This window comes from Nonomuraea sp. NPDC046570 (assembly GCF_040645915.1).
Lineage (GTDB): Bacteria > Actinomycetota > Actinomycetes > Streptosporangiales > Streptosporangiaceae > Nonomuraea.
On the sequence record NZ_JBEYZF010000015.1, the window covers coordinates 71,053 to 85,111 of the forward strand.

Consider the following 14,059-nt stretch of genomic DNA (forward strand, 5'->3'; position numbering starts at 1 on the left):
ATGCGCTTCGACTCGCTGATCCACTCGGTGGGCCGTACCCCCCTCGTGGGCCTGCCCCGGCTCTCGCCCTCCGACGAGGTGCGCGTCTGGGCCAAGCTGGAGGACCGCAACCCCACCGGGTCGATCAAGGACCGGCCTGCGCTGTGGATGATCGAGCAGGCGGAGAAGGACGGCCTGCTCTCGCCCGGCTGCACGATCCTGGAGCCGACCTCCGGCAACACCGGCATCTCGCTGGCCATGTCGGCCAGGCTCAAGGGCTACAAGCTGATCTGCGTGATGCCGGAGAACACCTCCGAGGAGCGTCGGCAGCTCCTGCGGATGTGGGGCGCGGAGATCATCTCCTCGCCCGCGGCCGGCGGCTCGAACGAGGCCGTCAGGGTCGCCAAGGGCCTGGCCGCGGAGAACCCTTCGTGGATCATGCTCTACCAGTACGGCAACCCGGCCAACTGGCGCTCCCACTACGAGTCGACCGGCCCCGAGATCCTCGAGGACCTGCCGACCGTGACCCACTTCGTCGCCGGCCTCGGCACCACGGGCACCCTCATGGGCGTCGGCCGCTACCTGCGCGAACACGTCCCCGGCGTGCGCATCGTGGCCGCCGAGCCCCGCTACGGCGAGCTGGTGTACGGCCTGCGCAACGTCGACGAGGGCTTCATCCCCGAGCTGTACGACGAGTCGGTGCTGACCACCCGCTTCTCGGTCGGCTCAGCCGATGCCCTGCGTCGCACCCGCGAACTGCTGGCCGCCGAGGGCATCTTCGCGGGCGTCTCCACGGGCGCCGCCCTGCACGCCGCCCTCGGCATGGCGACCAAGGCGGTCAAGGCGGGCGAACGCGCCGACATCGTGTTCGTGGTCGCCGACGGCGGCTGGAAGTACCTCTCGACAGGCGCCTACGAGGGCACCCTCGACGAGGCGGAGGAACGCCTCGAAGGCCAGCTCTGGGCCTGACGTCCGCCCTCCTGGCCGGGTACGCCGCTCAGGAGGGCGCCGCCCGCTGCCACAGGCGGGTGAAGATCTGCAGCGCGTGCTCGTACATCACCCCGCCGTTCCGGAAGACCAGGCACGGCGAGTTGCGCCCGTGCACGGCGGCCATGTACGGCGTGAAGTAGACGACCTGGTCGGTGGCGATGATGCGGCAGTCGTTCGGCGCGTCGAACAGGCGCAGGGACACGGCGGTGTTGCCCGCGGCGATCGCGGAGACGTAGTCGACGTTGGCCGACACCTGCTTGGCCAGCAGCCCGGCCTCGAAGCCGTGGTCCGTCTGCCGCATCTCGTTCTCCCTGACGCCGAGCCAGCCGCCGGGGTCGGCGGGGTCGGGCAGCAGGATCTGCACCGACTCCAGGCGGGCGTGGCCCGGCTGCCAGAGAGCCTGGAAGCTGTCGCGGGTCAGCTCGTTGCCCCGCCCGGCCAACACCCGTACCCAGCGTGCCTTGCGCAGGTCGCCTTCCAGGTCGGCGTTGGCGATCTTCTGCTGGGGGTAGGAGCGTTCGATCCCCGTCCCGCTCATCCTCGCCAGCAGGCGGAGCAGGAAGCGTCTGGGCCACGACCAGCCGAACCACCCCGCCGTCACGGTGAGCACGGTGGCGACCAGCGAGCTGATCACGCCGATGATCAGTTCCTTCACGGGCGGCTCCTGATTCTCGCTGCGCGGAGTCCACGCGATCTAGTGTGGAGGGGAAGCACGGTACCTGGAAGGGGCTTGTCGGAGTGGGTCCTGAAATAGGGGTGATCACTGCATTACCCGTCGAAACCGTGGCTGTGCGTCATGTCCTGGGCGGCATGGCGCCCGTACCGGCCCGCCATGACCCCAATCGCTACGCCACGGTGACGCTGGCCTGCGGCACCGTGGTGTCCACCTTGCTGGTCGCCACCGGCAACGCCGCCGCCGCGGACGCCTGCGCGCACCTGGTGCACAGCTTCCCGAGCGTCCGGACGGTCGTGATGTGCGGCATAGCGCTCGGCGTGCCGCGCCCCGGCGACCCGGAGCACGACCTGCGGCTGGGCGACGTCGCCGTGGGCAGTGCCGGTGTCGTCCACTACAGCCATCGGCGGGTCACCGACGGGGGCAGCGACCTGCGCGGGGACACGCTGGTCGCCTCGCCCACGCTGATGCGCGGCGTCAACGAGATCCGGGCGGCGCAGCATCTGGGGCGGCGTCCCTGGCAGCGCTGGCTCGACGCGCCGCCGTTCGCGTCCTACCGGCGGCCCGGCCCGCACACCGACCCCCTACCGGCCCGGCCGGGCTCCGCCGAGGTGTTCTACGGCCGGATCGGCAGCGGCGACGAACTGCTGCGCAGCGCCTCACGGCGGGACGAGATCGCGCGGACCGGCGATCTGCTGGCGATCGAGATGGAGGGCGCGGGGGTGGCGGTGAGCGCCGCTCTGGGCGGGCGCGAGTGCCTGGTGATCCGGGGGATCAGCGACTACGGGGACGCTGAGAAGTCGGACCTGTGGCAGCCTTACGCGTCGCTGGCGGCAGCGGCCTATCTCCGCGCGGTACTGGAGGCGCTGGGCGAAGGGCGAGCCGGATCTCGCCCGTCCAGACCGATGGACCTCGTGGGGCTGATGGAGCGGGTGCCGTCTCTCCAGACCCCCGCTGACCGCGATGTCGTGCTGAACCTGCTCGGTCCGCCGATCTCGGTCAGGGTGGCACGCGACGCCAGGACCAGGGTGGCCCTGCTCCACCTGGTCAAGATCTGCGAGGAGTATCCCAGCGGTTTCCGCGACCTGGTCGCCGTGCTCGTCGACCTGGAGGGCGCGGACTCGACGCCGGTCAGCGAGCTCGCGGCGGCACTCGGAGGGTCAGCGGCCGATCACTCGTAGTCGAACTCGCCGTTGAGCGCTCCGGCCACGAAGGCATCCCACTCCGCCCGCGTGAACACGAGGACGACGTCGTCGTCGCTCCCGCCGTTCCGCATAAGAATATTTTCTCCGGAATGGGCAATTTCTACCGGGTCCTTAATGTCTGGATCGAGTGCGCCGCTTATCCAGTCGAGCGAAGAGAGGTCGAAATCGGTTGCCGAAGGTTTGTTCTGAGTCATGGTCGAATCTTAGCCCCGCCTGGTAGCGAAGCGAGGGTGTCGTGAGCTATGCGCGTTCGCCTATAAGGTAATTATAAAGCTACGGAGAGTGGTCAACCCAAGGGTTTGTCGGAGATGAGGTCTTGCATGCGCGAGTCCACGCCGGTCTGGCGTAAGAGTAGCTTCAGCACCGAGCAGGAGTTCGGTACCTGCGTCGAAGTGGCGGAGACGGAGGCGTGCCTGTCCGTGCGCGATTCGAAGAATCCGGCGGGCCCGCAGCTGCGCTTCTCCCTGGAGGCGTGGTCCGCGTTCGTCGGATCGATCAGGTCTCGGCGGCTGTGAGCGGCGCGGCTGCCAGCTCGCGCCGGGCTGGCAGCCATGTCCTAGCCGTGCGCGGAGGGGCCTGCCCGCGCGCCGGCGTCCTTGCTGGTGTCGAGGACGGTGGACTCGCCCTGGCGGATCCAGGAGATGAAGGCGGTCCACGAATCCTGTGAGACTAAGAAATGGATTCCGGTGTTCTTGCTGTCTCTGACCGCACAATAGGCGCCCAGATCGGCCACACTGACACATCCGCCTTGTTGATCGCTGAATGAACTCTTCCGCCAGGCGGCTCGGGCGAGGTCTGTGCTATTGATCACGTTTGTCGGCTCCGGGTCGGCTTATTATGGAACCAGCCAGCAGATAGACAACGCTGTCCTATCCCGCGGGTGAGTTTTCTCGATAAAAGTGGCTATGTCTCGATAGTGGGTGGCATGGTCGTCTTTCTAGAGTGGAATCGGATAAATATCGCAGTTTGCTCGTTTGCCCTGGGCAGCGGCGAGAATGGCGGGGTGGTCGGCGCCCAGAGTCCGGCGGTATCCGGCCAGCGTGTCGGCGAGCAGCGCCGAGGCCTCCGCCTCCCGGCCGAGGGCGCGCATGTCGAGACTGAGGTTGAGGGCGCAGGCCAGCGTGGTGGGGTGTTCGTCTCCGTGGACGCGCCGCAGCCGCGCCAAAGTGGCGAGGTCCAGGTCGAGCGCCTGCTCGAACTCCCCCAGGGCGTTCAGGTCGCTGGCCAGGTTGACCGCGCACACCAGGGAGCGCGGATGGTCATCGCCGACCATCTCCGTGAGTGCCGCCAAAGCCTTGGCGTCCAGTTCCCGCGCCTTGTCGAAACGCCCCATGAGACGCAGGCTCACCGCCACGTTGACGTCGGCCGTCGGGGTGTTGGGGTGCCGTGCGCCGAAGAGCTGCTCATAGTTGTCGCGAGCCTGCCCGCCGAGCTCCGCGGACGTGCTGAGGTCGCCGATGTGGCGCAGGTTCACCGCATGGTTCATCGAGATCGCGACGGTGTTCTGGTACTTCTCTCCGTAGCGGGCCCGGAACAGCGACAGCGCCTCCTCGGAGAGCTTGAGCGCCTCGTCGTGGTGCCCGGCCTTCCTGGCCATCACGGACAGGAGCGCGATGGCGTCCATGGTCCCGGGATGCGAGTTCTTGTATCGCCGCCGCATGACGTTGACGTGCTGCTCCTGCATGTGGAACGCCTCGACGTAACGGCCGCACTCCATCTCGTCGATGATCAGCGCGGATCGTGTGCTGGTCGTGCTGAGATGGTCAGGACCCAGCACCTCCTCCTTGCGCTGGAGCGTCTCCTGGTCCAAGGTCCGCGCCCGGTCGGGCGCGCCGTTCAGCCGCCAGTCGATGCCCAGGAGGTGCGCCTGCTCCAGGGTCAGCGGGTCGTCGGGACCGAAGCGGCGGCGGAGAGTCTCGTACGCCTGCTGGTCGATCTCCACGGCTTCGGCGAACCGTCCGAGGTAGCGCAGGTCGGCGCCGAGATAGCCCTGGGCCTCCAGGGTGCGCTCGTGGTCGGCCCCCAGGCGGTCGCGCAGGACGTCCCGGACGTGCAGGTGGTGGCGGTAGGCGTTCTCGAACTCCGCGAACAGGCGCAGGGCCCGTCCCAGACGGAGTTCGGCCTTGAGCGTCGCGTCGTGGTCGGGCCCGAGGTTGACGGTCCAGGCGTCCACCGCGCGCTGTGCCAGAGCGCGGTAGCCCTCGTTGTCCCCCCACAGGTAGAGGAAGTCGACGAGGTTCAGGAAGAGGTCCCTGGCCCAGGAGTCCGGGCAGTCCTCCAGCTTGGAACTGAAGACGTGCGGGAAGAGCGCCTGGTAGTCGGACCACCGTCCCCGGTTGCCCGGGTCCCTGGGGTCGGCGTTGGCCAGCAGCATGTGCCCGCAGTGGCGGAACATGTTGGCTTCGCCCTCGCTGAGCTGACTGGTGACCACGCGCTGGACCAGCCGGTGCAGCGAGATGGTGTTGTCCCGGTGGTTGATCTTGGCCAGCGCGTACTGGCTGATCGCCCGAGTGGTGCGGCCCAGCTCGATCGGGTCGGCCAGAGCCTGGAGAAGTTCGGGCGGGCCCTCAAGATCGCGGGTGCTGGTCAGCAGGGATCGCGGAATCGGCTCGGGGGCGAAGAACGCGCAGACCTGGAGAAGCTGGAGCGCCGCCGGGTGACTCTGCCGCAACCGCTCGAAGGACACGTTCCACGCCGCGGCCACCGGGACCTCGGCGCCCTCGACGCTCAGCAACTCCCGCCGTTGCTCGTCGAAGAGCTGGAGATACTCCGAGATCGGCATGCCCGTCTCGGACAGCCACACCGCGGCCTGCTCGATGGCGAGCGGCAGGTCGCCGAGCCGCTCGGAGAGTTCGTCGGCGTCCTTGTCGGTCAGCTCGGGTCCGCGTGCGCGAAGCAACTGGCGGCTCTCCTCGCGCCGGAACACGTCCACCTCCAGGGGGGCGGCGTGGCTGAACCAGTCGCGTGAGCGTGAGGTAATCATGATCTTTCCGGGGCCGTTCGTCGGGAAGAACCGCCTGATCTCGTCGACGTCCTCGGCGTTGTCGAACACCAGCAGCCAGTCGGCGTACGGCTTGCCCAGCCGCAGCGCCTCCTTCACCGCCGGAACGGCCACGGCGGGCTCGGTGACATTGAGCGAGAGGTGCTCGGCCAGATTCACGAAAGCCTGGCGGACCATCGTCAACCGCTCGGACGGAATCCACCAGATCAGGTCGTAGTCGCGCTGATGGCGGTAGCAGTACTCGATGGCGATCTGCGACTTGCCCACGCCGCCCAGACCGTGCAGGGCCTCGGGCAACACGGCCGTCGTCCCGGTGGACAGCCGTTCGTGCAGGAGGCTCAAAAGCTCTTCACGTCCGGTGAAACTCTGGTTCTTCTGCGGGACGTTCCAAACCGGGGTCGGTTCGTGTGACTCACGCTTGCGGGCGACAGGTAGCGCGCTCATATTGACGCTTACTCCAAAAGGATCGACGGACTGGGCTTCGTTGGTGATGTGCTGGTAGACGTTGTCCTCAGAAAGATCGCGTTGTTCGTTCCCTGCCCCCATGCCGTCACTCCTGTCTGCGGCGACAGATTGGTCATCTTCGCTTACGGAGAGTGCGTCCTTGAGGAGGCGGGCAGGCCGGATGTAGGGCCCCGCCATGGCCTCCATGGCCGAGACGGCCGGGTCCATCAGAGGAGAGAGCTCTTCGGAGACTTCTGGGAGGGCGGCCAGGCCCGGAGCGACGATCACGTCGCGTAACCCGCGCAGCGCGCCGACCTCCTCGCCGAGATGGTCGGCCCACGTGACCAGGACCTGGGCCGTCTCCGAGCGCCGGCCGGCGAGCAGGAGCTCCTGCCGTACGCCGGGGGCGAAGTCGTAGGCGACCGGGACGGGGAGCTTCGTGGTCTGCGGACCGGCGAGCCGCACCAGGTCGCTGCCCAGCAGTTCCGCCAGGTGGGCCTCGGTGGATCGGGGGAGCAAGGTCCGCTGGACGTGCCGTATCACCCGGGTGCTCAGGGGCGCCGCGGCCAGGTGGACCGCCAGACGGAAGGCCGTGGGGGAGACGTCCATGCGGAACCGCTGGACGCGCTGCTCGGCCGAGAACGGCTCGGCCGGTTCCTCCTGAGGCGGCGGCGAGGCGTCGAGCGAGCAGGCGATCGTCGCGCCGAGCCAGGGCGCGCGCGAGCCCATGACCAGCTCCGCCCAGGCCGTGACCTGGCGGGCCCAGGCTTCGACCCGGTCGGTCTCGGTCTCGGCCTCGAGCACCGGGATGTGCACCCCGGTGCGGTGGGGCGGGCCGGCCTCGTACTTCTCGTTGGGGGCGGCGGGATGGGTGTTGCGCAGGGTGGTGCGCACCGCGTCGACACCCGTGCGCCGCCAGAGCCGGGCGGGCAGCAGGTGGACGACGGACACCGTGCAGCTCTGCCCCCACTGGGCCAGGAGGCGGTGCGCCGCTCCGCTGTGCCACGCCGCGCCGACTCCGTCGGTGAGAACGATGATCAGTCGCCGTCCGGTGCGCCGCGGGATGGCCAGCTTGTGCGCGGGGGTCATGGCGTGCTCCGGGCCCGGGTCGCGTAGCCACAGTTCGGGCTCGGTCTTGACGTCGCTGTCGAGCAGGTGCAGGCGGATCCGGCGGAAGGCGCACGCGTCCGTGATCGCGTGGACGAAGCGCTGGGCGCGGTCGCGGTGCAGTTCGGCGCACGGGCGGTCGTCCAGCACGAGGTCGAGATCGAGGAGGGGTTCACGCTGTTCGGTGAGCACGGGCAGCCACAGCCCGTCCTGGGCCGCCCGGTCCGCCGTGGCCTCCTCGTCCAGCAGCGACGGCCTGTGCGGGGCGGGGACGGTGCGCCGAAAGGAGCGTGCCGCCTGGGTGAGCGAGCGGCGGTGCGTCCCCGGTGCGCCGGCCGATCCGACCAGGAGGGCGGGCACCTCGTCCGGTCCGGGAAAGGGCGCAACGCCGGTGAGGGGGTCGGCCCCGGAGTCGGGCTCGGTGCCGGGGTCGGGTGCCTCGGCGTCGAGATCCGCGCCGGTGTCGCGGTCGGGCGGGGCGCTGGTGTCGGGTTCGTCGGCAGTGGGAGGTGTGGCCGATGGTGATCGCGCCGCCAGGTTCGCGCGCCCGGCGATCTGGGCGGCGAGCCAGAGGAGCTCGCCGACCTCCTGCCAGTGCGGTCGGGAGACGGAGTCACCTCTCGTCTCTCGCGGTGGCCAGGTCACCCCGTCCCCGCCGCGTCGAGTCGTTGCAGCACTACGTTGAGCACCTGCCTCCACGTCTGCTCGTCCATCTTGTCCGGCCCCGCCTGCCCCTGGATGGCCAGGTAGAGCGCGTTCAGCAGTTGGTCGGCCGCCACCGGATGGCGGCGGCGGTATTCGAGGAACTCCTGGATGAGCTGCTCCTTGAACGGCTCGGCGGCCCTGGCGAAGCGCGCGGTCACCAGGTCCGACAGCCTTTCCTGGCTCGGCTCGGGCATCGACAGCTGGATGCAGCGCCGCAGGAAGGCCGGCGGGAACTCCCGCTCCCCGTTGCTGGTGATGACGATGAACGGGAAGGCGTGGCACGAGACCGTGCCCCCGCTGATCGTGGCGGTGCCCTCGGCGTCGGCGGTGTGGACGGTCACCTCGTTCACCCGGGCGCGGATGCGGCGCAGCTCAGGGATCTGGTAGCCGCCTTCTTCCAGCGCGTCGAGCAGATCGTTGGCCAGGTCCGGATCGCTCTTGTCGAACTCGTCGATCAGGAGGATCCGCGGCAGTTCGTAGGGCAGCAGGGCGGTGCCGAGCGGGCCGAGTTGCAGGTAGTCGCCGATGTCCCGGTCGTGGTCCGCGGGTTCGCCGCCGGGCTCGGCGCGCCGGCGCGCGTCCTGAACCCGCGCGATCGCGTCGTACTCGTAGAGCCCCGAGCGCAGGGTGGTGCGGCTGTTGATGGGCCAGCGCAGGACGGGCCCCAGCCGTAACTCGCGGCTGATCTGGTAGGCGAGGGTGGACTTGCCGACTCCCGGACGGCCGGTGACCAGCAGGGGCCTGCGCAGGCAGAGCGCGGCGTTGACCGCGATGACCTCCTGGGCTTCGGCGGCACGGCCCGGCAGGTGGTCCACCGGGCCCAGTCTGCGGTCCAGCTCGGCATGGTCTTCGGGCGGTGCCTGCAGGAGCGGCTCACCGTCGAAGGCCCGCCAGGGCGGCGGAGCGGGCAGCGCCTCGCGTAGGGAGCCGTCGGTGAGGGGAAGGCCGGTGCCCCGGTAGATGAACCATCCTTCGGGGATGACGCCGAGATCGCTGTTGTCGCGTGATCTGTCGGCGCTCATCTGCGGACGTCCTCTGCTGGGGCGTACAGGTGCGTCAATGGAATAGTTTCCTTCCAAAGCATCCTCCGCGCGCCGTTGGCGCGCAACCCGCGCAACCGTCTTATCTGGAGGGCGACGTTAGAGGATCGGATTCCGGTATACGGTGATTTGGGTCATCCCAAAGAAGGGACACATGGCGACAAACATGCATATCGCCCCCCGGTGCTATTGCTGAGCTGCGCAAGCTGGTGATATTACTCGGCAGCTTTTTGAGCTGTACCGGATGCAGGGCGTCGCGCAGCGCATGGCGAAACTCGCCGTTGATGGTGACATCTCTGCACCAGAGGACGATCGGCAGGCCCGCGTCGATGGCCGCGGCCAGTTCGGAACGCCCGGGTTCGCGATCGGGTGGGCCGGACAGGACGCAGGCCACCAGGTGATCTCCGGCCAGCAGTTCGCCGTGCACGGCTCCGAGGTCCGCCGCGTCCTCCAGCGACATCAGGTGGGTCTCACCGCCGATGGTCATGAGCCGCTCCCAGCGGTTCAGCCAGCGGGCGTGCCGGTGACGGGGCCGCAGGCGCACACCGCTGCGCAGCACGATCTCGTAGTCCATGCCCAGCGCCCGGGGCGGCAGAGCGCCGGTCGCCGGTGTGCTCCACTGGTCGACGGCCAGATTGATCAGCTCGGGGGAGAGCAGGAACTCCACGACCAGGGGGCCTCGCACCCCGTACCCCCAGCCTTCCTCGGCGTCCCGCACCAGGCGCAGAACATGGGGCACCACCTCGGTGAACGGAAGGATCTCGTCGGCCTCGCGGACGGGACACCACGCCGTCTGGTCCACCTGGCGCCATGACGTGACGCGGTGCAGGTTCCGCTCGTCGTACGGCACGGGCAGCGGCTCGATCTCGACCACCAGGCAGATGGGAAAGTCGTCGTGCGCCTGGAAGGCCGGCGGCTGCCGCAGCAGGCGGTCCAGCTCAGTGGCCGCCTCCTGGTCGCCGCTCTCGCGCAGCCGGTCGCACTGCTGGTACATCCAGTGCCGCAGTTCGAGAACCAGGTCCGGGTGCGACGGGCCCTCGCGGTAGACCAGGTTCCTGATCTGCAGGGCGACGAACCGCAGGTGTGGCGCTAGGGCACCCCGCCGGGTGTTGAGGTCGACCAGATAGGCGAAGACCTCCGAGGCGCTCCGGAGCCCGATGGGGAACAGCCCGCTGGCGCTCCCGGCCGCCACGTGGTACAGGTGGGCGAGGTTGTCGGCGGGACAGCGGCGCAGAAGTGCCTCGATGTGCAGCGCGTCGCCCTCGGTGAGATCGTCGGCCGCGAGGCCGAGCATCCGCCTGATCTGAACGGCCTTGGAACTGCCCGGCGCGAGGAAGTCCACCGCGGTGATCAGCGCCCGCCTGCTGTCATCCTCTTCCAGGCATTTCCATACAATATTGTAAAAGTAGACGTGCTGGGCGGACGCCTTGTTCACGGCGAGACGGCGGGTGAGCTCGCCATCCACGACCTTTAGTAGCGTTTCAGCGTCCATGTCGGAAATGCTCATGAGTATGTCAACGACCCGCTTGGGATCGACCCCGTGTGTCCGCACATCCCTCCCCTGACGCCCTGACCGCGCCCCCGACGCTGATGTGGTCGTGTCTGTAGATATGAAAGGTATATCCAGACCTTTAACACAAGGAAGATGGCTCTTCTGCGTAGACGGCGCGGAAAGTCCTCGGCGGCGACAGAAAGTAGCGCCTGGTGGTCCATCCGGCGCACGAAATCGAAGAGGCGGCCGACAGGATGTCGGCCGCCTCTCGATGTGTTGCTGGTGTCAGTTGAACAGTACGCGCAGGGAGAAGCTGGCGTCGGCGCCCGACTGGGTGCCGCTCAGGCCCACCGCGCGGAAGAGCTTGGCGTTGGCCAGGTCGTCGCCCTGCAGGCCCTTGAGGTAGAACTGTTCGATCTTGTCCAGGTCTACGTACAGGGCGAAGGTCGCCGAGCCCGCGTCGGGGATGGCGGTCTGGAAGGTCTCGCTGTCGCCCAGCGTGCCCTCCTCGGCCAGTTGCTTGGCGTACTCGGGCGTGGTGGCGATGGTGTAGGTGCCGTCGCCGGACTGCTTGTTGAGCTTGGGAGCGGCCTGGCCGCTGTCGGTCAGCGCCTTCTCGATCTTGGCCATGATCGCCTCGGCCTTGGCCGGGTCGGTCACGATGCGCACGCCCACCTTGGGCATCTGCGCGTCCAGGCCCTCGCCGTCGACGGCGACGGTGAGGTTCTTGCCGAGCATGGTGCCCAGGTCGTCGGGCAGCGACAGGCCGTAGGCCTGCTGCGCCTGGTCGATGAGCTGCTTGGCGGAGGTGCCGTCAGGGGTGGCGGAGGCCGAGGTCATCAGCTCGGACCACTGCTTGACTACGAGGTCGCCGAGGCCGGAGGCGGAGAACGCGCCTGCGGTGGAGGCGGGCAGGGTGGAGATGTTCGCGCTCTGCGGGTCGCCCGCCGACATGGCCTCGGCGCCGCGCACCACACCGGCCAGTTCGGCGTAGGCGCTGTCGAAGCGGAGCGCGCCGGCGAACCTGGCGTTCTTGACCTTGTCCAGCATCTGCTTCTGCTCGGCGGTCATCGCGGACTTGGACATCTCGCCGAGCTTGCCGACGTTGGTCCAGAACGAGAGCACGCCGGGCTCGCCGAGCGCGTCGAGGTCGCCGGTGAACTCGCCGTCCTCGCCCAGGGTCGGGCCCTGGGCGTACTTGGCGGCGGAGGCCTGGTCCTCGCTCAGGATGGCGTAGTCGTCGCGGAAGGCGAGGCCGTACTTCTCCTTGCCCATCAGCTTGGCGATGCCGGCCTTGGCCGCGGCCTCGTCCGTCACCTGGACGGCCACCGCGAAGCCGGGCTCCTCGCTGCCCGCGGCGGCGGGCAGGACGGCCGCGCCGATCCTGCTGCCCAGCCACGGGTCGACGTCCTTGGCGAAGTCGACGTCGGCCAGGCTGTCGCTGTCGGACTTGATCGCTTCGAACAGGGCCTTGCGCGGGTCGTCGCCGGTGACCTTGTCCTTGGTCACGGTGAACTTCCTGGCCAGCGCGAACAGCGCCACCTTCTGGTTGGCGGCCGGGTCGAGGTCGATGCGCACGTAGCCGATCGCGCCGGCGGGCAGCACCTCGTGCGGCTGCGCGCCGCCACCGCTGAGCGCGCTCACCGCGTACACGCCACCGCCGCCGACCAGCACCACCAGCACGGCCGCGATCGCGGCGATCAGCCAACCCTTGCCGCCCTTCTTGGCGGGCGCGGCATGCGAGGGGCCGAAACCTTCAGGCCCCTGCTGCTGCCAGCCGTGCGGCTCGCGCACGGTCTGGTCGCCATATCCGGGCTGCTGGCCGTACTGCTGCTGCCCGTAGGGCTGCTGCTGGTTGTACTGGGGTTGCCCGTAGGGCTGCTGCGGCTGCCCGTACGGCTGCTGGGGCTGGCCATAGGGCTGCTGGGGCTGCTGCTGGTACGGCGGCTGCTGCGGCGGGTAGGGCTGGTGCTGCTGGTACGGCTGCCCGCCCGGTTGCTGGGAGCTCTCGGGCTGGCCCTGGTTCCAGCGGTATGCCGTGGTCCGGTCCGGATCCTGGCCGCCGGGGGGATTGTTCGCAGACATCACTCAACTCACAAAGTGGACTTATTGACCACTGTGCAAGTTAGCCGATTCAACTAGAGGGTGACTTGCAATGTGCTGAAACGCCTGATTTCAGGTTTCAGACCCGGGCCAGCTGCTTGCGGGTCGAGGCGAGGTGCACCTCACCCGAATCGCTGGAGGCCACGCTCTCCCACGGGACGAACATGCAGCCCGCGTAGACCACCCTGGCCACCAGCGAGGACAGCCAGCCCAGCCGCCCTTCCCGGTCGCGGGTGAGCCCCAGCATGACGGGCGCCCGCCTGACCGAGACAACCAGCCCGTAAATGGTATGGCTCTGCTGCATGGACCGTTCCTCGCGATTCTTGATCACTCGCACGTCGACCACCCGGCCGATCCAGATGCCCCGGGCGTCCCATACCGACTGCCCCATGAGTCCATTCACCCCAACCATGATCGAATCCTCCCAGTCAGGAGGCGTTTTCGCAGGTAGGCGCGCTGGAGCGGTGATGCCGTAGAGTATGGCCGACTAGAACATAATTCGGGTGCAAGGGTGGCGGAATGACGAAGTTCGACGAGGCGACACAGGCGATCAGGGTCGACGAGACCACCTATGACGTGTGCCTCGATCCCGGCTACTCCATCGGCGGGCCGCTCAACGGCGGGTACCTGATGGCCGTGGCGCTGCGGGCCGTGGTGGACGCCTCGCCGCACGCGCACCCGGTGAGCACCAGCGCGCAGTTCCTCAAAGCCCCGCGCCCCGGACCGGCCAGGATGCGGGTCGAGCAGCTCAAGGCCGGGAAGACGGCCGCCTTCGCCAGGGCGACGCTGCTCCAGGACGACGTGCCGCAGATCGAACTGCTGGTCACCACCGCCACGCTGAACGACGTCGAACCCGACTACAGCGCCGAGCCGCCGCACCCGATGCCGCCCCTGGAGGAGTGCGTCCGGCTGCCCGCGCCCAAGCCCGAATCCGGCATGACGATCAACGCCCAGGTGGAGATGGCCTTCGACCCGCCCACCATCGGCTGGCTGTCGCGCCGGCCCACCGGCAGGCCCGAGGCGCGTGCCTACTTCAGGATGGCCGAGCCGCAGGACCCCGACCCGTACGTGCTGGCTCTGGCCGTCGACGCGCTGCCGCCGGTGGTGTTCTCGGCGGGCGGCAAGGGCTGGGCGCCGACCGTGGAGCTCACCTGGCACCTGCGCGCGCTGCCCGCCCCCGGCTGGCTCACCCTGCTCGGCAGCGGGCGGCTGATCGCCGACGGCTGGTTCGACGAGGAGGTCGAGGTCCGCGACTCGACCGGGCGGCTGGTCGCCCAGTCCCGCCAGATCGCCCGCGTCGGAAGGGGCTGAGCCGGCGTT

At 68.8% G+C, this 14,059-nt stretch carries 12 protein-coding genes; 4 read left to right on the forward strand and 8 right to left on the reverse strand.

What is annotated here, in order from left to right; genetic code table 11:
- Positions 1–948 (forward strand): cysteine synthase, encoded by a 948-nt coding sequence (locus ABZ911_RS23670; protein ID WP_358059583.1) that lies wholly within the window; start codon positions 1–3, stop codon positions 946–948.
- A 28-nt stretch (positions 949–976) separates the two neighbouring features.
- Here the strand turns inward: ABZ911_RS23670 and ABZ911_RS23675 are convergent, their stop codons facing one another.
- Entirely contained in the window at positions 977–1,624 is a 648-nt protein-coding gene (locus tag ABZ911_RS23675) for a hypothetical protein (RefSeq protein ID WP_358059586.1), read from the reverse strand.
- Positions 1,625–1,725: 101 nt separating this feature from the next.
- Between ABZ911_RS23675 and ABZ911_RS23680 the strand changes: the two genes are divergently transcribed.
- Positions 1,726–2,823 (forward strand): hypothetical protein, encoded by a 1,098-nt coding sequence (locus ABZ911_RS23680; protein WP_358059589.1) that lies wholly within the window; start codon positions 1,726–1,728, stop codon positions 2,821–2,823.
- On the opposite strand, the gene ABZ911_RS23685 is transcribed toward ABZ911_RS23680, so the two are convergent.
- Entirely contained in the window at positions 2,814–3,041 is a 228-nt protein-coding gene (locus tag ABZ911_RS23685; RefSeq protein WP_358059592.1) for a DUF397 domain-containing protein, read from the reverse strand. The two genes, ABZ911_RS23680 and ABZ911_RS23685, sit on opposite strands and share 10 nt — an antisense overlap.
- A 126-nt stretch (positions 3,042–3,167) precedes the next feature.
- On the opposite strand from ABZ911_RS23685, the gene ABZ911_RS23690 reads away from it, so the two are divergent.
- The gene (locus ABZ911_RS23690; RefSeq protein WP_358059595.1) at positions 3,168–3,362 is read left to right on the forward strand and encodes a DUF397 domain-containing protein; all 195 of its coding nucleotides are present in this window, start codon (positions 3,168–3,170) and stop codon (positions 3,360–3,362) included.
- Positions 3,363–3,403: 41 nt separating this feature from the next.
- On the opposite strand, the gene ABZ911_RS23695 is transcribed toward ABZ911_RS23690, so the two are convergent.
- The 6 genes from ABZ911_RS23695 to ABZ911_RS23720 form a co-directional block, all read right to left on the reverse strand.
- Positions 3,404–3,658: a DUF397 domain-containing protein gene (locus ABZ911_RS23695; protein WP_358059598.1), complete on the reverse strand. Its 255-nt coding sequence runs from the start codon at positions 3,656–3,658 to the stop codon at positions 3,404–3,406.
- Positions 3,659–3,784: 126 nt separating this feature from the next.
- Positions 3,785–8,044, reverse strand: coding sequence for an FxSxx-COOH system tetratricopeptide repeat protein (fxsT, locus tag ABZ911_RS23700; protein WP_358059601.1), 4,260 nt, complete (start codon positions 8,042–8,044; stop codon positions 3,785–3,787).
- Positions 8,041–9,126 carry a MoxR family ATPase gene (locus ABZ911_RS23705; protein WP_358059604.1) on the reverse strand — a complete coding sequence of 362 codons (1,086 nt, stop codon included), beginning with the start codon at positions 9,124–9,126 and terminating at the stop codon, positions 8,041–8,043. The genes fxsT and ABZ911_RS23705 overlap by 4 nt, the downstream gene beginning before the upstream one ends.
- 100 nt (positions 9,127–9,226) lie before the next feature.
- Positions 9,227–10,651, reverse strand: a complete 1,425-nt coding sequence (locus ABZ911_RS23710; RefSeq protein ID WP_358059607.1) for a hypothetical protein — start codon at positions 10,649–10,651, stop codon at positions 9,227–9,229.
- A 270-nt stretch (positions 10,652–10,921) separates the two neighbouring features.
- The gene (locus ABZ911_RS23715) at positions 10,922–12,721 is read right to left on the reverse strand and encodes a DUF3352 domain-containing protein (RefSeq protein WP_358059610.1); all 1,800 of its coding nucleotides are present in this window, start codon (positions 12,719–12,721) and stop codon (positions 10,922–10,924) included.
- Positions 12,722–12,818: 97 nt separating this feature from the next.
- Entirely contained in the window at positions 12,819–13,142 is a 324-nt protein-coding gene (locus tag ABZ911_RS23720; protein WP_358059613.1) for a hypothetical protein, read from the reverse strand.
- 116 nt (positions 13,143–13,258) lie between these two features.
- On the opposite strand from ABZ911_RS23720, the gene ABZ911_RS23725 reads away from it, so the two are divergent.
- Positions 13,259–14,050 (forward strand): thioesterase family protein, encoded by a 792-nt coding sequence (locus ABZ911_RS23725; protein ID WP_358059616.1) that lies wholly within the window; start codon positions 13,259–13,261, stop codon positions 14,048–14,050.
- The last annotated feature ends 9 nt before the right edge of the window (positions 14,051–14,059 follow it).